At 69.1% G+C, this 21,903-nt stretch carries 21 protein-coding genes; 10 read left to right on the top strand and 11 right to left on the bottom strand.

What is annotated here, in order from left to right; translation table 11 throughout:
- Window positions 1-27 precede the first annotated feature (27 nt).
- Genes ACUDCK_RS27750 through ACUDCK_RS27740 form a run of 3 tightly spaced genes read left to right on the top strand, consistent with a single transcriptional unit; the run spans window position 28 to window position 2,713 of the window.
- Entirely contained in the window at window positions 28-975 is a 948-nt protein-coding gene (locus ACUDCK_RS27750; protein ID WP_175168279.1) for a metal ABC transporter substrate-binding protein, read from the top strand.
- 50 nt (window positions 976-1,025) lie between these two features.
- Window positions 1,026-1,619, top strand: a complete 594-nt coding sequence (locus tag ACUDCK_RS27745; RefSeq protein WP_395757847.1) for a DUF1007 family protein — start codon at window positions 1,026-1,028, stop codon at window positions 1,617-1,619.
- On the top strand, window positions 1,610-2,713 hold the full coding sequence (locus tag ACUDCK_RS27740; RefSeq protein WP_064522648.1) for a nickel/cobalt transporter: 1,104 nt from the start codon (window positions 1,610-1,612) through the stop codon (window positions 2,711-2,713). The genes ACUDCK_RS27745 and ACUDCK_RS27740 overlap by 10 nt, the downstream gene beginning before the upstream one ends.
- A 13-nt stretch (window positions 2,714-2,726) precedes the next feature.
- Here ACUDCK_RS27740 and xerC read toward each other — a convergent pair whose 3' ends face one another.
- From xerC to ACUDCK_RS27715, 5 genes are read right to left on the bottom strand one after another with little or no spacing between them, the layout of a single operon-like run.
- Window positions 2,727-3,701 (bottom strand): tyrosine recombinase XerC, encoded by a 975-nt coding sequence (xerC, locus tag ACUDCK_RS27735; RefSeq protein ID WP_175168261.1) that lies wholly within the window; start codon window positions 3,699-3,701, stop codon window positions 2,727-2,729.
- Window positions 3,702-3,735: 34 nt separating this feature from the next.
- Entirely contained in the window at window positions 3,736-4,413 is a 678-nt protein-coding gene (locus ACUDCK_RS27730) for a DUF484 family protein (RefSeq protein ID WP_116793399.1), read from the bottom strand.
- Window positions 4,414-4,417: 4 nt separating this feature from the next.
- On the bottom strand, window positions 4,418-5,329 hold the full coding sequence (gene dapF, locus ACUDCK_RS27725) for a diaminopimelate epimerase (RefSeq protein ID WP_116793400.1): 912 nt from the start codon (window positions 5,327-5,329) through the stop codon (window positions 4,418-4,420).
- 54 nt (window positions 5,330-5,383) lie between these two features.
- The gene (locus ACUDCK_RS27720) at window positions 5,384-6,274 is read right to left on the bottom strand and encodes a lysophospholipid acyltransferase family protein (protein WP_054500327.1); all 891 of its coding nucleotides are present in this window, start codon (window positions 6,272-6,274) and stop codon (window positions 5,384-5,386) included.
- A gap of 49 nt (window positions 6,275-6,323) precedes the next feature.
- Window positions 6,324-7,190, bottom strand: a complete 867-nt coding sequence (locus ACUDCK_RS27715; protein WP_054500328.1) for a lysophospholipid acyltransferase family protein — start codon at window positions 7,188-7,190, stop codon at window positions 6,324-6,326.
- Between the two features lie 276 nt (window positions 7,191-7,466).
- Between ACUDCK_RS27715 and metK the strand changes: the two genes are divergently transcribed.
- Complete coding sequence (gene metK, locus ACUDCK_RS27710) at window positions 7,467-8,630, top strand: methionine adenosyltransferase (protein WP_049077057.1); 1,164 nt, start codon at window positions 7,467-7,469, stop codon at window positions 8,628-8,630.
- A gap of 65 nt (window positions 8,631-8,695) precedes the next feature.
- On the opposite strand, the gene ACUDCK_RS27705 is transcribed toward metK, so the two are convergent.
- Together ACUDCK_RS27705 and ACUDCK_RS27700 are read right to left on the bottom strand one after the other, a co-directional pair.
- Window positions 8,696-10,123, bottom strand: coding sequence for an amidase (locus tag ACUDCK_RS27705; RefSeq protein WP_054500329.1), 1,428 nt, complete (start codon window positions 10,121-10,123; stop codon window positions 8,696-8,698).
- A 97-nt stretch (window positions 10,124-10,220) separates the two neighbouring features.
- Window positions 10,221-11,525: an MFS transporter gene (locus tag ACUDCK_RS27700; protein WP_054501176.1), complete on the bottom strand. Its 1,305-nt coding sequence runs from the start codon at window positions 11,523-11,525 to the stop codon at window positions 10,221-10,223.
- Between the two features lie 111 nt (window positions 11,526-11,636).
- On the opposite strand from ACUDCK_RS27700, the gene ACUDCK_RS27695 reads away from it, so the two are divergent.
- Window positions 11,637-12,611 carry an Lrp/AsnC family transcriptional regulator gene (locus tag ACUDCK_RS27695; RefSeq protein ID WP_244976973.1) on the top strand — a complete coding sequence of 325 codons (975 nt, stop codon included), beginning with the start codon at window positions 11,637-11,639 and terminating at the stop codon, window positions 12,609-12,611.
- 54 nt (window positions 12,612-12,665) lie between these two features.
- Here ACUDCK_RS27695 and ACUDCK_RS27690 read toward each other — a convergent pair whose 3' ends face one another.
- From ACUDCK_RS27690 to ACUDCK_RS27680, 3 genes are read right to left on the bottom strand one after another with little or no spacing between them, the layout of a single operon-like run.
- A complete protein-coding gene (locus tag ACUDCK_RS27690; RefSeq protein ID WP_175168263.1) occupies window positions 12,666-15,155 on the bottom strand; it encodes a branched-chain amino acid ABC transporter ATP-binding protein/permease in 2,490 nt (829 codons plus the stop codon).
- Complete coding sequence (locus ACUDCK_RS27685; RefSeq protein WP_054500332.1) at window positions 15,155-16,033, bottom strand: branched-chain amino acid ABC transporter permease; 879 nt, start codon at window positions 16,031-16,033, stop codon at window positions 15,155-15,157. Before ACUDCK_RS27685 ends, ACUDCK_RS27690 begins: the two co-directional genes overlap by 1 nt.
- An 18-nt stretch (window positions 16,034-16,051) precedes the next feature.
- Entirely contained in the window at window positions 16,052-17,242 is a 1,191-nt protein-coding gene (locus ACUDCK_RS27680; RefSeq protein WP_047993169.1) for an ABC transporter substrate-binding protein, read from the bottom strand.
- 33 nt (window positions 17,243-17,275) lie between these two features.
- Between ACUDCK_RS27680 and ACUDCK_RS27675 the strand changes: the two genes are divergently transcribed.
- Genes ACUDCK_RS27675 through ACUDCK_RS27660 form a run of 4 tightly spaced genes read left to right on the top strand, consistent with a single transcriptional unit; the run spans window position 17,276 to window position 19,822 of the window.
- Window positions 17,276-17,467, top strand: a complete 192-nt coding sequence (locus tag ACUDCK_RS27675; protein WP_445659280.1) for a hypothetical protein — start codon at window positions 17,276-17,278, stop codon at window positions 17,465-17,467.
- Window positions 17,439-18,398, top strand: coding sequence for a polysaccharide deacetylase family protein (locus tag ACUDCK_RS27670; protein WP_175168264.1), 960 nt, complete (start codon window positions 17,439-17,441; stop codon window positions 18,396-18,398). The genes ACUDCK_RS27675 and ACUDCK_RS27670 overlap by 29 nt, the downstream gene beginning before the upstream one ends.
- 34 nt (window positions 18,399-18,432) lie before the next feature.
- Entirely contained in the window at window positions 18,433-19,197 is a 765-nt protein-coding gene (locus tag ACUDCK_RS27665; RefSeq protein WP_006389774.1) for a GntR family transcriptional regulator, read from the top strand.
- 1 nt (window position 19,198) lies between these two features.
- Entirely contained in the window at window positions 19,199-19,822 is a 624-nt protein-coding gene (locus ACUDCK_RS27660; RefSeq protein WP_020925921.1) for a flavin reductase family protein, read from the top strand.
- Window positions 19,823-19,840: 18 nt separating this feature from the next.
- Here ACUDCK_RS27660 and ACUDCK_RS27655 read toward each other — a convergent pair whose 3' ends face one another.
- Entirely contained in the window at window positions 19,841-20,764 is a 924-nt protein-coding gene (locus ACUDCK_RS27655) for a LysR family transcriptional regulator (protein ID WP_020925922.1), read from the bottom strand.
- A gap of 130 nt (window positions 20,765-20,894) precedes the next feature.
- Between ACUDCK_RS27655 and ACUDCK_RS27650 the strand changes: the two genes are divergently transcribed.
- A complete protein-coding gene (locus ACUDCK_RS27650; RefSeq protein ID WP_445659279.1) occupies window positions 20,895-21,881 on the top strand; it encodes a tripartite tricarboxylate transporter substrate binding protein in 987 nt (328 codons plus the stop codon).
- The last annotated feature ends 22 nt before the right edge of the window (window positions 21,882-21,903 follow it).

Raw genomic sequence — 21,903 nt, 5'->3', positions numbered from 1 at the left:
TTCCCGGCGCTGGCGCGCCGCCGTGTCATGCTGGCCGCGGCCGGCCTGTGGCTGTCCGCCGCTTTCGGCTCGGCGCAGGCGGCCGAGCCGTTGCCGGTCGTGGCCAGCTTTTCGATCCTGGGCGACATCGTGCAGGAAGTCGGCGGCGCCGACGTTCAGGTGAGCACGCTGGTGGGCCCGGACGGCGATGCCCACGAATACGAACCCACGCCCGCCGACGCCAAGAAGCTGGCGGCCGCCAAGGTGCTGTTCGTCAACGGCCTGGACTTCGAGGCCTGGCTGCCGCGCCTGGTCAAGGCCTCCGGCTTCGCCGGGCCGACCGTGGTCGCGTCCAAGGGCGTGACGCCGCGCAAGTTCGCCGGCCATGGCGACGGGCACGGTGACCAGCATGGCGACAAGGACCACGATCATGGCCATGCCCACGACGGGGGCGGCCATCACCACCACGACGCCGATCCGCATGCCTGGCAGAACCTGGCCAACGGCGTCATCTACGCGCGCAACGTGGCCGACGGCCTGGCGGCCGCCGACCCGGCCCGTGCCGACGCCTATCGCAAGCGCGCCGACGCCTATATCGCCCGAGTGAAGGCGGCGGACGCGGCCGTGCGCAAGACCTTCGCGGCGATTCCGCAGGAGCGCCGCAAGGTGGTCACTTCGCATGACGCCTTCGGTTATTTCGGCGATGCCTATGGCGTGAGCTTCATCGCGGCGATGGGCGTCTCGACCGAAGCCGAGCCCTCCGCGGGCGACGTGGCCCGCATCATCGAGCAGGTCAAGCGCGAGAAGGTCCCGGCGGTGTTCATCGAGAACATCACCAGCCCGCGCCTGGTGCAGCAGATCGCGCGCGAAACGGGCGCGAAGGTGGGTGGTACGCTGTACTCCGACGCCCTGTCCAAGCCCGGGCAGCCCGGCGCCACCTACCTGGAAATGTTTGAATGGAACGTTCGTCAACTCGCCGCGGCCCTGCAGCCCTGATCGCAGTGGCGGGAGCGCTGGCGGCCAACGCCGCCGCCGCGCACCCGCATATGTGGATCGACGCCCGCGCCGTCATCGACCTGGACGAGCAGCATCGCGTGACGGCGGTGCGGCAGGTCTGGCTGTTCGACGAGATGTTTGGCGCCTATGCCACGCAAGGTCTCAAGAAGGGCAAGGGCGGGGCCTTGCCCGAGGACACCCTGAAAGGCATGGCGCAGGATTGGATGAAGGCGCTGGGCGAACCGGTGTCGCATTACTTCACGCGGGTCACCGTGGCGGGCAAGAGCGCGGTGTTCGCCGCGCCGCGCGACGCGCGCGTGACCTGGAACGCCAAGACCGGCCGGCTGTCACTGGCGTTTACGCTGCCGCTGGCCGAGCCCGCCGCGCTGGACGCCGCGGGCGCGCAGGTGGACATCTACGACCCGACCTACTTCGTGGCCTACGCCTTCGACGACAAGGGGGCGGTCGCACTGGACGGACCCGGCGCGGCGGCGTGCAAGCAGGCTTACCGCAAGCCCAAGGAACTGGATTGGAACACCATGCAGCAACTGGCCGCGATCCCGGCCGATCCGGACGCGCTGCCGGAAGAGCTTTTCGCCATCACCAAGGGCCTGACGCATCGCATCGAGGTGCAATGCTCGTAGGGCGGCGTCCCGCGGCCGCGCTGGCGTGGCTGGTGGCGCTGGCCGCGATGGCATGGGCCGGCCTGGCCGACGCGCAGGGCGCGCATCCTTTCGGCGTGCCGGAGAGCGGCGCCGGCCTCGCCGGTCCGGGCTGGCTGGCGGGTTTCTTCGGCCAGGTCTCGGTGTGGCAGACCCATTTCTACCGGCAGTTGACGGCGGCCGTGCGCGCCTGGCAGGCCGATGGCGGCGGGTGGCTGCTGATCGGGCTGTCGTTCGCCTACGGCGTGTTCCATGCGCTCGGCCCGGGCCATGGCAAGGCGGTGATTTCCTCCTATGTGCTGGCCAACCGCCAGACCGCGCGCAACGGCGCGCTGCTGGCGTTGGTGTCGTCGCTGGTGCAGGCGCTGGTGGCGATCGCCATGGTGGCGGTGCTGGCGCTGGCGTTCAACGCCACGGCCGCGGCGATGAACCAGGCAACGCGCTGGCTGGAGCTGGCCTCGTATGGGCTGGTGACCCTGCTGGGCGCGTGGCTGGTCTGGGTCAAGGCGATCCGGCCGTTGTTGCGGCGGTGTCCGGCCCGCGTGGCCGCGGTGGCCGCGTCGCCCGCCGCGGCGGCGCCGGCCCTGAAGGGGGCCGCGGCCTTGCGCGCCATTGCGATCCAGGCGCCGGCGCCGATTTCTCAGGGCGGGGTCCATGGCCACGCGCACGTTCATCCGCATGACCATCACGACGATTGCGGCTGCGGCCATGCCCATGTGCCGCCGCCTGAGCAGGTGACGGGACCGTTGAACTGGCGCCGCGCCTGGTCGGCGATCTTCGCGGTGGGCCTGCGGCCCTGCAGCGGCGCGCTGATCGTGCTGGTGTTCGCGCTGTCTCAGGGATTCTTTCTCGCCGGGGTGGCCTCGGCCCTGGCGATGGGCCTGGGCACGGGCCTGACGGTGGCGGCGCTGGCCTGCCTGGCGGTCGCGGCCGGCGGCGCGGCCAATGCGCTGGGCGCGCGCCTGTCGGGCGTCGCGGCGGCGCGCTTGCGTTACGGGGTGGAAGCCTTGGCGGCGCTGGCGGTGCTGGCGCTGGGCGTGCTGCTGTTGGGCGGCATGCTGGCCGGCGGCGGCTGAAGCGCCGCCGCGTTCAGGATTTGCGGCCCGCGCGCGGATGGGCCTGGTCGTAGGCTCGCGCCAGGTGTTGGAAGTCCAGCCGGGTATAGATCTGGGTGGTCGAGATGTTGGCGTGGCCCAGCATTTCCTGCACGGCGCGCAGGTCCTGCGCCGATTGCAGCACGTGGCTGGCGAAGCTGTGGCGCAGCACGTGCGGGTGCACGTGGGTCGGCAGACCGGCGGCCTGCGCGATCCGGGCAAGTTGCAGTTGCACCACGCGCGGCGAAATACGCCGGCCACGGGCGCCAAGGAACAGCGCGGCGGCATCGTCGGCGGATGCGGCCGGCGGCGCCAACTGCCCGCGTACGTCGATCCAGCGCCGCAGCGCCGCCAGGGCGGCCTGGCCCACCGGCACCGAGCGGCGCTTGCCGCCCTTGCCCAGCACGATCACCTCGGCCTCTTCCAGGCTGAGCCAGCCGCGCGATTCATGGTCGGCCGAGCGCGTGTAGCGCAGGTCCAGTCCGACCAGCTCCGACAGGCGCAGGCCGCTGGAATACAGCAGCTCGAACATGGCCTGGTCGCGCAGGTCGGCCGGCTCGGTGGCCACCTTGGCCGGAGCGCGGTCGAGCAAGGCCTGGGTCTGTTCCACCGACAGGGCCTTGGGCAGGCCGCGCGGCGCCTTGGGCGCGCGCACGCCAGCCACCGGGTTGCCGGCCAGGCCGATCGCTGGGGCCCACCATTGATAGAAGCCGCGCCAGGCCGCCAGCGTGCGCGCCAGGCTGCGCGGGCCGCGGCCCTGCGCATGCAGCCGGGCAACGAACTGGCGGATATGGCCATTGCCGAGCTTGTCGAGCGGCAGCTTGGCGCGTTCGGCCAGTTCGATCAGGAAACGCAGCTCGCGCCGGTAGCCGTCCAGCGTGTGGGGCGAATAGCGGCGATTGCTTTCCAGATGGCGCAGCCAGGCGGCCATCGGATCGGGCAGGGGGGCGTCCGGCGCTTGCGTTGGCATGGCGAGTTCCGGGGCCCCTGCCGTCATGGTCGGCTCAGGCCTTGGGCGCGGCCGGGTTCAACCGGTGCAGCGCGGCCGAGGCCAACTGGCCGATGGATTCGAGGAACGCGGTGCCCATCTCGGGAGTGAAGCGTTCGGGGTCGTCGGAACCCAGCACCAGCAGGCCGACGCTGGCGCCGTCGGCTTCCAGGCGTAGCGGCACCAGCGCCAGCGACTTGGGCTTGGCGTCCAGCCAGGCGACCGCCTCGAAGGCCGTGTCGGTGCCGCAATAAGGCGTCTTCAGACTGTCGGTGAAGGTGCGCACGTCCTGGCTGACGGGTTCGCCGTAGCCGGTGTCGGGCAGTTCCGGCAGGTTCCACAGGCGCAACGCCACGTGGTTCAGGTCGAATTGTTCGGCCAGGCCGAGGGCGATCTCGCCAGGCACCAATTGCGGATCCGGTTCGGACAGCAGGCGGCAGCACCACTTGGAGATGTGGCCGCCGATGGTTTCGTTGGCGGTGGCGTTGCGCACCAGCTCGTTCAGGCGCCATTCGAGTTCGCGATTGCGTTCGCGCAGCGTGAGGATCTGGCGCTCGCCCAGCGAGATGGCGCGCGAGCCGTGCGGATGCGGCACCTGCAGCGTGGCGAAGACGTCGGCGTGCTGGTCGAAGAAGCCGGGGTGTTCCTGCAGGAAGGCAGCGATGTCCTGGGCGGTGAAAGCGGTATCGGTCATGGGGTTATCGGTTCAGCGCCATGGAGAAGACGAGCTTGTCGATATCGACCTGGCCCGTGAAGACGGATTCGGCCGGGCCGGTCATGCGCAACTGATCGCCATTCCAGGCGATGGTCAGCACGCCGCCGCGCGTCTGCACGCGCACCGGGGAATCGAGCAGGCCGCGGCGGATGCCGGCCGCCACGGCGGCGCAGGCGCCGGTGCCGCAGGCCAGCGTCTCGCCGGCGCCGCGTTCGTGCACGCGCAGGCGAATGTTGTGGCGATCGACGATCTGCATGAAGCCGGCGTTGACGCGGCGGGCGAAGCGCGGGTGGTTTTCGATCAGCGGACCGACGAGGGCGACGGGCGCGGTGTCGACGTCGTCCACCACCTGCACGGCGTGCGGGTTGGAGATGGCCACGGCCGACAGGGCCACGCTGCGCGGCAGGCCGGCGGGCACGTCGAGTTCCAGCTCCCACAGGGTATCCTGGCCTTCGGTGCGGGAGGCGAGCCCGGAGGTGTCGAACGGCAAGGCGGCCGGGTCGAAGCGGGTGCTGCCCATGTCGACCGTGACCTGCTCGTCGTCGCCCTCGTCCAGCACCAGGATGCCGGTGGCGATCTCTGCGCGCAGCGGGTTGCGGTCGGACAGGCCCTGTTCGTGCACGAAGCGCACGAAGCAGCGGGCGCCGTTGCCGCAGTGTTCGACTTCGCTGCCGTCGGAGTTGAAGATGCGGTAGCGGAAGTCGGCGTCGGGCCGGGTGGCGCGTTCGACCAGCAGGATCTGGTCGGCGCCGATGCCGAAGTGGCGATCGCCCAGCGCGCGGGCGCGCTCGGGCGTCATCTCGATGGCCTGGCGGACCCCGTCCAGGACGACGAAATCGTTGCCCGCGCCATGCATTTTGGTGAAGTTCCAGTTCATGGGGGGATTATCGCCCATTCTGGCCGGGGAAACCGCCTTGGCGCGGCCCCGGGGGGAGATCCTGGATGCGCGTCAGTAGATCTTGGGTTCGCCCGGCGGCCGGGTCTTGAAGCGGCGGTGCACCCAGTAGTATTGGCTGGGGCAGCGGCGCACCCAGGCTTCCAGTTCGCGGTTCAGGCGCGCGGTGGCCTCTTCCAGCGAGTCGTCGCCGGGGAAATTCTCCAGCGGCGGCAGGACTTCCGCGTGATAGCGCCCGGTTTCCGGGTTCCAGAAGTCCAGGATCGGCAATACCGCCGCGTCCCATTTCTTGGCCAGTTGCGCGGTGGCCAGCAGCGTCGCTGCCTGCACGCCGAAAAACGGCGCGAACACCGCGCCCTGGCGGCCGAAGTCCATGTCGGGCAGGTAGTACACCGGCCGCGGCGCGCGCAGGTGGCGGATCAGTTCACGCACGCCATCCTTGCGGCTGACCAGGAACACCTCGTTGAAGCGGGCGCGGCCGGCGGCCACCACCGCGTCGATGTGCGGGTCGCTCTGCGGCGTGTACATGGTGGCCGCGCTCGGCACTTCCATGGTGAGGCGGGTGGCGGCCGCGTCCAGGCCGATGAAGTGCGGCGCCAGCAGGATCACCGCTCGGCCCTGCGCGGTCAGTTCATTGATGCGCTCGGCGCCGCTCTGCGTGACCATGTCCTTGATGGCTTCGGGCGTGCCGTACCACAGCACGCCCCGGTCGACGATGGATTGCGCCAGCGCCCGGAAGTGTTCGCGCACCCAGCGCTCGCGCACTTGCTCGGGTTGCTCGGGAAAGCACAGTTCGAGATTGCGGCGCACGATGCGGGTGCGCGATTTGGCCAGGCGCATGGCCAGCCAGCCGAGCGCGGCGCCGATGCGTAGCCGCGTGGATGGCCGCATGCGGCCGAACCATTTCAGCAGATTGACCAGCGTGCGCGTTTTGGATTCTTTCATGGACAGGTGGGAGCTTTGGACCAGGGCGGCGCGGGGGCGGGCGTCGGCTTCATTGGGGCGCGGGGGCCGCGTCGTCAACGGGGGCGGGCGGGGCGCCGCGCGGGGTCTTGTAGCGGTTGTAGCTCCAGAGATACTGCTGCGGGCAGCGGCGGATCAGGGTTTCCATGGCGGCGTTGAGCAGCGCGGCCTGGGCCTGGGGGTCGGTCGGCAGCGGCTCGGGCACCCGCACATAATGGATGCGCCAGCCGCGGCCGCCCGGCAGTCGTTCGCCGGCGGTGAGGATGATGGGGACGCCGGTCTGGGTGGCCAGCTTGCCGGGCAGGGTCATGGTGTAGGCCATGCGTCCGAAAAATGGCGCCCACACGCCATCGCCGACGCCCGGGGCCTGGTCGGGGAGCATGCCGACCGACTCGCCGCGCCGCAGGGCCCGCACGAATTCCCGCACGCCCTGCATGGTGGCCGGCACGGCGTTGACCGCGGACCCGTTGCGCGCGGTTTCCAGCAGCGGCGCCAGGATGTCCTTGCGCGGCGGACGGAACATCACCGTCATGGGCATCAGGCGCGCCAGGTAGCGGGCGGTGATCTCGAAACAGCCCAGGTGGGGGGTCAGGAACAGGATGCCGCGGTTTTCGGCGCGGGCCGCGTCCACCACGGCGTTGTCGTCGGACACGACCTTGGCCAGGCTTTGTTCATTGCGGAACCAGACCCGCGGCATTTCCAGGATCATGGCGCCGGCCTCGCCGGCCGCGCGCCGGGCGAAGGCCGCGTCGGGGTAGCCGGCCTGCGTCGCGTTGGCCCGCAGGCGGCGCCGGTACTTGCCGGGAAACGCATACGCGATGCGCCCGAGCAGGCGCCCCAGCGCGTGCGCGGCGGGCAAGGGCAGGGAAGCGAACAGGCGAAACAGGACGAGCAGCATGCGGCAAATGAGTGATTACGGGCATGGTGGTGCCGGTACTCGGGTGAAAGACCCCACCCGCGGCACAAGCATAAGAACCGCATTTTCGCTTAAAATCGGTCAGTCGCCGAGTTAACCGACAACTTGCGGGGCGACGGCAGGATCCCGGCGCGTCATGCGTCGCTTGCCAAATCCGCTAAAGCGTCGCGCCCAGATCAGCGTATTCCATGCAGTCCGGGGTGCAACGCGCCTCGTGAACCTATGCTCCGGCTGTACCGGACATCAAAGGACGCATCTGTGGCCAACAACGACTTTCTCTTCACCTCCGAATCCGTTTCCGAAGGCCATCCCGACAAGGTAGCCGACCAGGTTTCCGACGCGATTCTGGACGCCATCTTCACCCAGGACCCCAACGCCCGCGTGGCGGCGGAAACCCTGTGCAACACCGGCCTGGTCGTGCTGGCAGGTGAAATCACCACCACCGCCAACGTCGATTACATCCAGGTCGCGCGCGACACGATCCGCCGCATCGGCTACGACAACACCGAGTACGGCATCGACTACAAGGGTTGCGCGGTGCTGGTCGCCTACGACAAGCAGTCGCCCGACATCGCCCAGGGCGTGGACCGCAGCTCGGAAGACTATCTGAACCAGGGCGCGGGCGACCAGGGCCTGATGTTCGGCTATGCCTGCGACGAAACGCCCGATCTGATGCCGGCCCCGATCTGGTACGCGCACCGCCTGGTGCAGCGCCAGAGCGAACTGCGCAAGGACGGCCGCCTGCCGTGGCTGCGTCCCGACGCCAAGTCGCAAGTCACCTTCCGCTATATCGACGGCCGCCCGGCGGAAGTCGACACGGTGGTGCTGTCGACCCAGCACGCGCCGGACGTCACGCAAGAGACGATCCGCGAAGCGGTCATCGAAGACATCATCAAGCCCAGCTTCCCCGAAGGCCTGATCACGCCCAAGACCAAGTTCCTGGTCAACCCGACCGGCCGCTTCGTCATCGGCGGTCCGCAAGGTGACTGCGGCCTGACCGGCCGCAAGATCATCGTCGACACCTACGGCGGCGCTTGCCCGCACGGTGGCGGCGCGTTCTCGGGCAAGGATCCGTCCAAGGTCGACCGTTCGGCCGCCTACGCTGCCCGCTACGTGGCCAAGAACATCGTGGCCGCCGGCCTGGCGCGCCAGTGCCAGGTGCAGGTCAGCTACGCCATCGGTGTGGCCGAGCCCATCAACATCACCGTCTACACCGAAGGCACCGGCGTCATTCCCGACGACCAGATCGCCAAGCTGGTGCGCGAGCACTTCGACCTGCGTCCGAAGGGCATCGTCAACATGCTGGACCTGCTGCGCCCGATCTACACCAAGACCGCCGCGTATGGCCACTTCGGCCGTTCCGAGCCGGAGTTCTCGTGGGAGGCCACGGACAAGGTCCAGGCCCTGAAGAAGTCGGCCTGATCCTCCCCGCCTGGCAAGACGCCCCTGCATGCAGGGGCGTTTTCTTTTGGACGGCGCTGGCCGGGTCAGAGGTCCCAGGCCGAGAGGTCGGGGGTGCGCATGACTGGCGCCAGGATGCGTTCCAGCGCCGCGGCGCAGTCCAATAGCGCGGCATCGGCGCCGGCGGGCGCCAGCAATTGCACCGCCATCGGCATGCCGTCGGCGTCGAACCCGGCCGGCAGCGCGATGGCCGCCGCGCCCAGGAAGTTGGCGGGACGCAACAGTCTGCCCAGGCCTGCGTGGCGCACGTCGGCAGCGTCCAAGGCCTGTGCGGCCTGGTCGCAGGCCGGCATCAGCAAGGCGTCGATCCCCTGCATGGCGGCGGCGAACGTGGCCATGTCGGCCTGCCGCCGTTGCAGCGCGGCAGCGTAGTCGGCCGGCGCGATGCGGCCGCCGGCGGCGATGCGCGCGCGCACGACTTCCCAGAGCGGCTGCGCCGGGTCCTCGGCCAGGTGGCCGAAATGGCGGTAGGCCTCGTAGGCCAGCACCAGCGAGTTGTCGTCCGCCATGCGCGCGAACGACAGCGACGCCGGCGGATGCCAGGTCGAGGGCGTGACGCCGGCCTGGTCCAGCCGTTCCTGCGCCTCGTGCCAGATCCGCAGGCCCTCGTCGGCCAATGCCGCGGGCCAGGCCTGAGGCGCCAGCACTGCGATGGCGCCGCCGCGGCGCGGAGCCGGGCGTCGCAGCGCGGCGATGCTGGCGGCGGAGACGTCCAGCGTGGCGACATCGTCGATATCCGGACCGGCCAGCACCTGCGTCAACAGGCGTGCATCGGCCACGCTGCGGGCGATGGGGCCCAGCACATCCAGAGTCTCGGACAGCGGCAGGCAGCCGGCGCGGCTGATGAGGCCCGAGGACGGCTTGTAGCCAACCACCCCGTTGAGCGCCGCGGGGGCGCGCACCGAGCCGCCCGTGTCGCCGCCCAGCGCCAGCGGGGCCAGGCCGGCCGCCACCGCGACGCCCGCGCCGCTGGACGAGCCGCCCGGCGCGCGCGGAGTGGCCGCGTCCCAGGGATTGCGGGCGGTGCCCTGGGTCGGGTTCTGGCCCGACAGGCCGAACGCGAATTCAGTCATGCGGGTCTTGCCCAGGACCACCATGCCGTGCGCCGCCAGGCCGCGCACGGCGGTGGCGGTTTCATCGCTGACCACGCCGCGGCGGGTCTGCGAGCCGCCGCTGGCGGTGGTGCCGGCCCATTGCACGCTGTCCTTCACCGCCACCGGCACGCCGTGCAGCGGACCCATCGAAATGCCGGCCGCCAGCAGGCGATCGGCGGCGTCGGCCTGGGCCAATGCGCGTTCAGCCGTCACCTCGCTGTACGCGGCCAAGTCGGCCGCGCGGGCAATGCGATCCAGGAAATGGGTGGTGACCTGGCGCGAACTCAGTTCTCCCGCGCGGATGGCGCGGGCGAGTTCGCGGGCTTCTCGGAAATGCAGGGCGGTGTCTTGGGTTGGCATGGCTCTCACGAAAAAGGAAAAGCTTTCCGGTCCTGGCGGAGCCGGAAAGCGTTGAGATCGGGCGTCAGCGCCTGGGACGGTCTTATTTCAGCCGGTCTTACTTGAGCGATTGGCCCCGGGTCTCGGGCATGCGGATGAAGGTGATCAGCGTGATGACGGCGCCGGCCAGCACGTAATAGAAGAACCAGCGCTCCATGCCCTTGCTTTGCAGCCAGGTCAGCAGGTAGGGCGTGGTGCCGCCCAGCAGCGCCACGACCAGGTTGTACGGCGTGCCGATACCGACGGCGCGCACGCTGGTGGGAAACTGCTCGGACATGATGGCCGGCGCGATCGACGTGTACATGGCATACAGCACCAGGCCGAACAGCTCCACGGCAAGAATCGAGCCGAATGACGGACCCAGCGTGGTCATGAGCGGGTAGAAGAACACCAGGTAGCCGGCGGCGAAGAAGATCAGCTGCGGCTTGCGGCCGATGCGGTCCGAGAGCATGCCGAACACGGGCTGCACCAGCATGAAGACGATCAGCGCGACGGTGTTGGCGGCGAACGCCACCTGCGGATCGGCCTTGACCTGGCGGATGGCGTAGGTCGGCACATACGCCACGAAGATATAGAAGGCAAACGTCGTCAGGATCGAGAAGCCGACGATGCGCAGCACCTCACGCGGGTGCTCGCGCAGCAGGGTGCGCAGCGGCTGTTTTTCGACGCCGGCCTTCTTGGCGTGCGAGAACGCCTCGGTTTCGGGGACCGCGCGGCGGATCCACATGCCGGCCAGGCCGCCCAGCGCGCCCAGGAAGAACGGAATGCGCCAGCCCCAGTCGGCCATCTCGGCCTTGGTCAGGGTCGAAGTCAGCAGCCAGCCCACCGCCGACGCGGCCAGGATGCCCACGGCTGCGCTGAAGAACACGAAGCTGGAGTAAAAGCCGCGCTTGTTGGGCGGCGCCATTTCCGCCAGGAAGGTCGTGGCCGAGGCATACTCTCCGCCCAGCGACAGGCCTTGCAGCAGGCGCGCGGCGGTCAGCAGCAGCGGGGCGGCCAGGCCGATGGTGGCGTAGGTCGGGGTGATGGCGATGATCAGCGAACCGCCGGCCATCATCAGGATGGTCAGGCCCAGGGCGGCCTTGCGGCCGTAGCGGTCGGAGAAGATGCCAAGCACCCAGCCGCCGACCGGGCGCATGAAGAAGCCGACGGCGAAAATGCCGAAGGTCGCCAGCAGCGCGGCGGTCTCGTTGCCCTCGGGGAAGAACTGCTTGGAGAAGAAGATGGCGAATGACGCATAGATGGTCCAGTCGAACCATTCCACCGCATTGCCTACACTACCGGCCAGAATCGTGCGGGCGCGCGACACGGGCGCGGCGTTTGCCCCCTGCGAGGCGCGCAGGGTGGCGGAAGGGGTGCTCATAACGTCCTCGATTTTATTTTTGGTCAAATAGACCATTTAATTTTGTGTTTTTATCAATGCGCGAACGTTAGATTAATGAATATGGTCACGTCAAGTAAGGGTAAGCCCCTAATGCCGGCGCTCGATGACACCGATCTGGCCTGCCTGATCGCCCTGCAGGCCGATCCGCGCGCCTCCTGGCGCGAGCTGGGCGCGGCCACCGGCATCGCCGAGCGCACGGTGGCGCGCCGGATCAAGCGGCTGATGGATGCCGACGCCCTGCGCGTCATTGCGGAGGCCGACCCGCTGGCCACGGGCCGCGGCGTGGTGTTGCACGCCTGGGTGCGCTGCCGTTCTGGGCGCGTGGCCGAAGCGGCCGAGGCCCTGGCGAGTCTCGGCATTACCCAGTTGGTCGTGACGCTGGCCGGCACGGCCGACCTGATGGCGGAACTGACGCTGCCGGACGCGGCCGACATGCCCGACGTGGTGACGCGCGTGCTGCCGTCCATCGACGGGGTCGAGCACGTGGAGGCACGGTTGGTGCTGCGGCCATTTCGCCGCGCCGGCCAGTGGCGCATCCGGGCTGGCGATGCCGCCGCCGAGGGGCCGGAGTCCGCGATGGCGCAGCCGCCGGCGGCGTTGACCGAATCTGAACAGCGCATCGTCGCCCACCTGATGCGCGACGGCCGCGCCAGCCTGGCTGAGTTGTCGGCCCATGCCGACGTCAGCGAGCCCACCGCCCAGCGCCTGTTGCAGCACTTGGTCGAGCGGCGCGCGCTGAGCTTCCGCGTGGAGGTCGAACCGGCCCTGGTGGGCTTTCCGGTGGAGGCGGTGATCTCCGTGCAGGTGCGGCCGCAGGCGGTCGATGCCCTGGCCGCGCACCTGGCGTTGGACCCGAACACGCGCTGCCTGTTCGGCACCAGCGGCGCTTCGCAACTGTTCTGGCATGTGCTGTGCCGCGACAGCCTGAACTTGTGGGACGTGGTCACGCGCAGGCTTGGCGAACTCGATGGCGTGCTGGCCAGCGAAGTGGGCGTGGTGATGCGCGCCTACAAGCGCTGCGGCATCGTGCGCGAGGGCGCGCGGCTGGGCGGCGAGGCCGCCTGAGCGTTCTGGCGCGAAGCCTGGCGCGCCTGCGCCGCGCCAGGCTCCGGTGCATTCTCACGCGCCGAGGTATGCGCGCGCCAGCGCTCCATCGGCGGCGATTTCCCGCGCCGTGCCGTGCGCCGCCACGCGGCCGGACTCCAGCACGTAGGCGCGGTCTGCCAGCGACAGCGCCAGCGCGGCCATCTGGTCCACCAGCAGGATCGTCAGCGATTCGGCCCGCAGCCTGTCCAGCGCTTCGAACAATTCATCGATGATCTTCGGCGCCAGGCCGAGCGACGGCTCGTCCAGCAACAGGATCACCGGCTTGGACATCAGCCCGCGCGCGATTGCCAGCATCTGCTGTTCGCCGCCGGATAGCAGGCCGGCGCGCTGGTGCAGCCGCTCGCGCAGGCGTGGAAAGCGCGTCAGCATCTCCTCTACGCGGGCTTCCCGATCGGCCGGATGCAGGAAGGCGCCCAGCCGGATGTTGTCGAGCACGCTCAGGTCCGGGAACACCTGCCGCCCCTCGGGCACCAGGACCAGCCCTCGCGCCACGATGCGGTCCGCGCTCAGCCCCTGCAATTCCTGCCCTTGCAGGTGCATGCCGCCCTGGACGGGCCGGTGCAGCCCGGCCAGGGTGCGCATCAGCGTCGACTTGCCGGCGCCATTGGCGCCAAGCAGCGCCACCATTTCGCCCTCGCGGACCTGCAGGTCGATGCCATGCAGCACCGGGTTGGCGCCGTAGCCGGTGGTCAGGCTGCCTACGCCCAGCACTTCCGGCGCGACGCCGCCAGTCGCCGGACGCGCACGCGCCGTGGGCGCCTGGCGCGCCGCATCGTCGCCCAGGTAGGCTTGCCGCACGGCTTCGGACTGCTGGATCTCGCCGGTGGATCCCTGCGCCAACTCGCGCCCCGCGTCGATGGCGACAACGTGATCCGAGACGCCCATCACCAATGCCATGTCGTGCTCGACCAGCAGTACGCCGGCGCCGGCCTCGGCAATGCGCCGCAGCAGGGCGGCCAGTCGTGTCTTGTCCTCGCGGGACAGGCCCGCCGCGGGCTCGTCCATCAACAGGACGTCGGCGTCGGTGGCCAGCGCGCGGGCAATCTCCACCAGCCTGCGATCCACGTGCGCAAGATCGGCGGCCGGCGTGTCCAGGTCGCCTTCATATCCGCAAAAGGCCAGGAGGGCGCGGGCCCGCTCGCGCGCATCGGACGACAGATAACGGCGTGCGGCCAGCAGGCCGCCCAGCCGGCCGCGCAACAAGCCCAGTGCGACGTTGTCCTCGACACTCAAAGTGTCGAACAACTGCGAGGTCTGATAGGTGCGCGCGATGCCCTCGCGCGCCACGCGGTGGGCCGGCAGGCCGGCCAGTGGCGCGGTGCCCAGCGCGACGTTGCCGCTGGTGGGCTGGTAATAGCCGCTGAGCATGTTGATGACGGTGGACTTGCCCGCGCCGTTGGGGCCGATCAACGCAGTGATGGCGGCGGGCGCGACGTGAAACGATACGCCCTGCACCGCGCGCACCCCGCCGAACGTCATGGTCAGCGTGTCGGCGCGCAGGGCGCGGCGGGCCCGGCCATTGGCGGCCAGGCCGCCCTGGCGTGGGGCCAGACGCGGTGTCAGGCCGCGTCGCCGCCAGCGGGCCAGCAGTCCCGCCGCGCCTTCGGGCGCCGCCCACAGCACCACGAGCAGGAAGGCGCCGAAGAACAACAGGCGATATTCCTCCAGGCTCGACAGCAGTTCGGGCAGCAGTCCGACCACCACCGCGCCCAGCAGGGGCCCCGCCAGCGAACCGGCGCCGCCGATGGTGACGGCCAGCACGAACAGGATCGACTGCATGAAGTTGAAGTTGTGCGGCGTGATCATGCCGGCCTGCGGCGCATACAGGCCTCCCGCCAGGCCGACCACGGCCGCCGACACCATGAAGGCCACGGCCTTCACCACCAGCGGGTTGATGCCGATGGATTCACTGGCCGTTTCACTGTCCTTGACCGCGCGCATGGCCGCGCCCCAACTGCCGCGCGCCAGCAGCGCATAACCGGCCAGCGCGGCGAACACCGTCACGATCGCGAGCATTGCCACCCCGCGGTCTCCGCCCAGCGCGCCGAGCGCGGGCTGGGCAATGCCCATCAACCCGTTCTGGCCGCCGGTGAGATCGCCGCCCTCCACCAGGGTGTGTTCCACGATGAAGCCGAAGGCGATCGTGATCATCGCCAGGTAGGGCCCTTGGACTCGCAGCGCCGGGAGCGCCAGCAGCAGCCCGAACACCCCCGCCACCGCCGCGGCAACGGGCCATGCCAGCCAGAAATTCCAGCCCGCCTGGCTGGTGAGGATTGCCACCGTGTACGCCCCGATGGCGTAGAACGCGGCATGGCCGAACGACATCTGGCCGGTCAGGCCCAGCAGCACGTTCAGGCCGATGCCGGCAAGCGCCAGCAAGGCCACGTTGCCGATCACGAAAACGTAATAGCCGTTGACGCTGGCCGCCAGGGCCAGGCTGACGACCGCCAGCAGGGCGTAGGCGGCCAGCGCCGGCCAAGAGAATGCAGATTGCCGGGCCATCAGACTTTCCTCACGGCCGCGCGGCCGAACAATCCGTTGGGCCGCATGGCCAGGATGGCGATGACCAGCGCAAAGCTGATGATCTGGGTATAGCCGGAACCCAGGGCGACGGTGATCAACCCTTCGGCCACGCCGAACAGCAGGCCGGCGAGCATGACGCCCCAGGCGCTGGTGATGCCGCCCAGGATGGCGACCACGAAGGCCTTCAGTCCGAACAGGGTGCCCATGTCGGCCTGCACGTTGAACAGCGGCGCGACCAGCGCGCCGGCCACGCCCGCGAACAGCGTCGAGACGGCAAAGGCGGCCATGATGGCGCGCCGCACCGGGATGCCCATCAGCCGCGCGGCGTTGGGATTCTGTACCACGGCCAACAGTGCCACGCCCCAGCGCGTGCGTCGCGACAAGGCGTGCAGGGCGGCGGCCAATGCCAGTCCGACCAGCGGGATCAGCAGTTGCAGCGGATACACGCCCAACCCCAGGCCGCCGATTTCCAGCGGCGCTTGCGCCAGCGGAGACGGCAGGCTGCGCGGCTCCTTGCCGAAGGTGAACATCACCAGGTTGTCCAGCACGATGCCCAAGGCCACCGTCGACATGAGCCAGGCGTTCGAGCCGCGGCTGGCAAACGGTCGGACCGCCAGCCGCTCGACCACCAGGCCATACAACGCACACAAGGCCAGCGCCAGCGGCAAGGCGGCAAGCAGCGGCCAGCCCAGCGTCTGCGCAAAGGTAAAGGTCAGCACCGCGCCCAGCATCATGGAGCTGCCCTGGGCGAAGTTGACCGTGCCGGATACGGCGTAGGTCAGGTAGAAGCCCAGGGCCATCAGCCCATACATGCTACCCAGGCCCAGGCCGCTGACGATGGCGGACATCCACAGCATGCGTCTCTCCCCTCGCGCTTACTGCGCGCCCTTGACGGGCAGGATGCGGTTGTCGACGAAGTGCGTCCACACGTAGTCGTCTTCGCGCAGGGCGTCGTGCGAGGCCGGCGTGAAGGGCTGCTCGTAGGTCTTGATCAGGCCTTCATACTTGCCGATCTTGTAGAAGCCCTGGCGCACCGCATCGCCGTCGGTGGAACCGGCCTGCGCGATCGCCAGCGCCGCCAGTTGCATGCCGTCGTAGGCATTGGCCACGCCCACGGCCGGGGTGATGTCCTGCGGGCCCTTGATGTCGGAATACTTGGCCTTGAGCGCCTGCATCACTTTCTCGCCCACCGGGCCCTGTTTGCCGAAGAAGCTGTAGGTCTGCACGAAGTGCACGTTCTTGGCGTTGGGGCCGGCCAATTCGGTGAAGCGGCCGCCGGCCGGGCCCCAGTGCGACACCACCGGCACCTTCCAGCCCATGCGGTCCAGCGACTTCACCACCTGCGCCGAGGGCCCGACGTTGCCCACCAGGAACAGCGTGTCGGCGCCGGCCGCCTTCAGGCGGCTCAGTTGCGGCGTGACGTCGAGGTCGGCGGGCTGGAATTTCTCGACGCCGGCCGGCGTGATCTTGGCGGCGGCGAGCGCGGCGTCCAGCCCCTTTTCATTCGATTCGCCCCAGGGGTTGTTCACCAGGATCATGCCCGGCTTGGCGCTCTGGAACGTCTTGCGGGCGTACTGCACCATGGCGCTGTCGACGATCTCGTCCATTGCCGAGACGCGGAACACGAAGTTGGGGTTGCCCTTGTTGTGCGTGATCGCGGTGCCGGCGGCCCAGGGGCCCATGAATGGCACCTTCTCCTGGTTGACGATGGGCACGATCGCCATCGACACCGGGGTATCCAGGCCGCCGAACAGCACGGCAACCTTTTCCTTGTAGATCAGCTCGCGCGCGGCGGCCATGCCCTTGGCGGGGTTGCCTTCGTCGTCGCGCCGCACCAGCACCACCTGGCGCCCGCCCAGCAGGCCGCCCTTGGCGTTGATCTCGTCGATGGCGATGGTCATGCCGCGCGTCAAGGCTTCGCCGGCACGCGCCGATTCACCCGACAGGGCGGTGATGAGGCCGATCTTGATGGGGTCGGCGGCCAGCGCGGGTTGCGCGGCCAGGCCGGCCGCGAACAGGGCGGCGGCAGTGGCGCGGAGCATGAAGGAACGGCGGGTCGGGCGCATCGGGGCACTCCTGGAAAGTGGAATGGATCTTGCATGGGAGAGGTGCTGCTGCCGTTCCCAATGCAAGATCCATGCCACCCGCGCCGCGGTGGCGTGTCCCAGGGGGAAAACGGTGGTTTGTCGACGTTTGATCATGTTTTTGTTTTCAAAAAAACAGAGTTTTTGTTCACAATCATGCATCAGGATTTGCACCAAAATGAATCCATCCCTGCTTCAAGGCACTAATGCGGGGCCTGCCGCGCCCTGGACTCCCGCGCCGCTGGCCGGCCACGACCGTTTCGCCTACCAGCCCATCACCGGCCGCGCGGACTACGCCTGGCCCAACGGCGCGCGGCTGGCCGTCTACCTGGGGTTCAACATCGAGCATTTCGCCTTCGGCGAGGGGCTGGGCGCCGAGTTGGGGCCAGCCTCGCCGCATCCCGATGTGCTCAATTACGCCTGGCGCGAGTACGGCAACCGGGTGGGCGCCTGGCGCTGCCTGGAACTGTTCGACGCCTTGGGTCTGCCGGTCGGCGCCCTGATCAACACCGCGCTGTATGACCATTGTCCGGAACTGGTCGATGCCTGCCTGGCGCGCGGCGACGAGCTGATCGGCCACGGCTACAGCAACGCGCATCGTCAGGGGGGGCTGGGCGAAACCGAGGAACGGGCGTTGCTGGAACACTGCCGCGATCGCATCGGCCGCCACGCCGGCAGCGCCCCGGCCGGCTGGCTGTCGCCGTGGATTTCGGAAAGCCGCGCCACCCCGGACCTGCTGGCCGAGACCGGCTACCGCTACACCTTGAACTGGTGCCACGACGACCAGCCCACGCGCATGCGCACGCGCGCCGGCGATCTGTGGGCGATTCCCTACCCGCAGGAGCTGAACGACATCCCCATGATCATGGGCCGCAAGATGGACGCGCGCGATTTTGCCGATATGATTCTCGACCAGTTCGAGGAAATGCGGCTCCAGGCGCAGCGCCAGCCCCTGGTGATGGGCATCGCGCTGCATCCGTATATCGTGGGGCAGCCCTACCGCCTGCGGCACCTGCGCCGGGCGCTGGCCCCGCTGGCGGCCGCGCGCGACCGGGGCGAGATCTGGTTTGCCACGCCGGGCCAGATCTGCGCGCACGTCGATGGGCTGCCACCGGCGCCCGGACTATCTTCCCGTTGATCGACCCTTTGCCTTCGTTGCCACCGAGTCCGCCATGCCTACCCGCGATCCCGCTAAATCCCGTCCCAGGGCGACGCCTTCTCGCCGGGCCGCCGCCGCCGTGTCCGAACACCTGGAGGACACGGCCCCCGATGCCGACATGGAGCGCCGCATCTGCGAGGCGGTCTATGAAAGTGTCATGAGCCAGCGGCTGACGCCCGGCACCAAGCTGCCCGAGGCGGCGCTGTGCGACATCTTCGGCGTTTCGCGCTCGGTCGCGCGCAAGGCGCTGCAACGCCTGGCCCACGAGCATGTGGTCGACCTGCACCACAATCGCGGCGCGGTGGTGGCCGAGCCCACCCCCGAGGACACGCGCCAGATCTTCGAGGCGCGGCGCGCGCTGGAAGCGGCCCTGTTGCCGCTGGCGGCCGCGCGCGCGACCAAGGCCGATTACGCCTCGCTGCGCAAGCAGTTGCGCGACGAGCATGCCTTGCTGCACCGCGCCGGCCAGCCAGCCTGGGCGCGCCAGGCCAGCGCCTTCCATGTGCGCCTGGGCGAGCTGTCGGGCAACGCCATCCTGCACGGCTACCTGGCCGAACTGGTGTCGCGCTGCTCGCTGATCGTGGCGCTGTATGAACCGCCCGGCAACGCCGCCTGCGAGCATGGCGAACACGTGCAGATCGTCGACCTGATGGAGCAGGGGCAGGTGGCCGAGGCCGTCAAGATCAACGACAACCATCTCGCGGACCTGGAGCGGCGCATCAGCCTGGAGCGCCCGCAGCCCGCACAAACCCTGGCCCAGATGCTGGGAATGGCCTGACATGGACATCGACTTCGATTCAATCACCGAATACCAGCGCTACAAGCTGATGGCCAGCCTGATCGTGCCAAGGCCGATCGCGCTGATCACCACCCTGTCCGAAACCGGCGTGGTCAATGCCGCGCCCTTCAGCATGTTCAACATGCTGGGCGAGGATCCGCCCATCGTCATGGTCAGCATCAACCGGCTCGAGGACGGCAACCTGAAGGACACCGCGCGCAACATCGCGCGCGATCGCGAATTCGTGGTGCACCTGACCGACGAGGCCATGGCCGAGAAAATGCACCGCTGCGGCGACCGCCTGCCGGCCGACGTCAGCGAGCTGGCGCACGCTGGCCTGGACGCCGCGCCGAGCCAGCGGGTGGCGCCGCCGCGCATCGTGCAGGCGCCGGTGGCGTTCGAATGCACCCTGTTCGAGACCCTGGAAACCGCCAGCCGCCAGATCTTCATCGGCCAGGTGCGCTGGCTGCATGCGCGCGATGGGCTGATCGACACGGACACCTGGCGCGTGCGGCTGCAGGATTATTTTCCGGTGGGCCGCTTTGGCGCCAGCTTCTACGTCACCACGCGCGACCGCTATGCCATCGGCGACATGCCGGCCAGCACCGCCATCGACGAGATCTGACAGCGCGCGGGACGTTCGTCACCAAACGGCGGCCTGCGAACCCGGCGCGCGCAGATGGCGGGCGAAGCGCTGCGCCAGGAAATCGACGAACGCCAGGGTCTTGGCGGGCAGGTTCAGGCGCTCCGGATACAGCACGTGGATGTCGGCCGGCGGCGTCGACCATTCCGGCAGGATCTGCCGCAAGCGGCCGGCCCGCAGGTGCTCGGCGGTCTCCCATTCCGATCGCATCACGATGCCGTGGCCGTCCAGGGCCCATTCCAGCGCGCTCTGGCCGTCGTTGGAGCTGACCGGACCGCGCACCTTCACGGTCTCGGCGCGCTGGCCGGATTCGAGCCGCCAGGTGCCGTAGGCCACGTCATTCTCGCGCACGACGATACAGCGGTGGCGCTGCAGCTCGCCCGGCGCGCGCGGCTCGCCGAAGGTCTCCAGGTAGCGCGGCGAGGCGCACAGCAGGCGCCGGTTGGAGGCGATCTTGCGGGCCGTCAGGCGCGCGTCGGGCAGGTCGCCGAAACGCACCGCCACGTCGAAGCCTTCCTCGATCAGGTTCAAGGGCCGGTCGGTCAGGCGCAACTGCACCTCTACTTCCGGATACTGACGGGCGAAATCCGACACGGCCGGCGCCACGTAGGCGCGGCCGAAGCCGAAGGTGGCGTTCAGGCGCAGCAGCCCCTGGGGCTGCGCCCGGCTGCTGGAGACCGAGCGCTCCAGCGCCTGCAGGTCGGCCAGGATGCGGCTGCCTTCCGCCAGATACAGCTCGCCCTCTTGCGTGACGCTGACGCGGCGGGTGCTGCGATTGAGCAGGCGCACGCCCAGGCGCTGTTCCAGCTTGGCCAGCCGCGTGCTGACCGCTGGCGGCGTCAGCCCCAGCTCGCGCGCGGCCGCGGACAGGTTGCCGTGCTTGACCAGCAGCGAGAAGAAGGCCAGGTCGGAGAGCGCATCCATGGGCAGATTTATAAATTGGATTTAATAAAGATTTAGGTATTTAACTAATTATAAGAATGGAGTGGGCTTATACACTGGGTCGACCGATACAGAGCCGCCTCAGGCGGCCGACCAAGAGGAGACCCGACCCATGAAGACCCCTCATCATCTATTGCGCAGCCTGCTCGCGCTTGCCGCCGCCGCTTCCTGTTGGATGGCGCCGGCCCTCGCGGCCGACGCCTTTCCCCAGCGGCCCGTCACCCTGATGGTGCCGTTCGCGCCCGGCGGCAGCGTGGACATCGCCGCCCGCCTGATCTCCGAGGTCTGGGGCAAGACCCTGGGCCAGAGCGTGATCGTCGAGAACCGCGCCGGCGCATCCGGCAATATCGGCATGGCCGCGGTGGCCCGCGCCGAGCCGAACGGCTACACGCTGGCCATCAACACCATGTCGCTGGCGATCAACCCGGCGTTGTTCCGTTCCATGCCGTTCGACACCGCGCGCGACCTGCGCTCGGTCGGCACGGTGGGCACCTCGCAGCACGTGCTGACGGTATCGCCGTCGCTGCCGGTGAACAATGTCAAGGAACTGCTCGACTACATCCGCGCGCGTCCCGCCAATGAGCTGAGCTTCGGTTCGGCCGGCACCGGCAGCACCTTCCACATGGCTGCCGAGCTGTTCAAGTCGGTGTCGGGCACGCAGATGCTGCACGTGCCCTACAAGGGCGGCGGTCCGGCCATGGTGGACACCATCAGCGGCCAGGTGCAGATGAGCTTCCCCGTGCTGTCCGCGGCCAAGCCGCAGGTCGACGGCAAGAAGCTCAAGGCGCTGGGCGTCACCGGCACCACGCGTTCGCCGCTGCTGCCGGACGTGCCCACCATCGCCGAGTCCGGCCTGCCCGGCTACGCCTTCACCACCTGGTTCGTGATCAGCGCGCCCGCCGGCACGCCGCAGGCGGTGGTGGACACACTCAACGCCAGGCTGGCGCAGGCGCTGCAATCGCCCGAGCTGTCCGAACGCATGCGCCGCGAGGGCTTCGATCCGCTGGTCTCCACGCCCGCCGAGACCGATGCCATGGTCAAGGGCGAGATCACGCGCTGGGCCGGCATCGTCAAGGACGCCGGCATCGAGGCCAACTGAGCGGCTGCACCGGTTTCATCGC

The sequence above is a fragment of the Achromobacter sp. CF-sbj1-Ac2-l genome (genome assembly GCF_052698165.1).
Note: the sequence above shows the minus strand (reverse complement) of the source record. Positions and strands in the feature narration are given on the sequence as shown.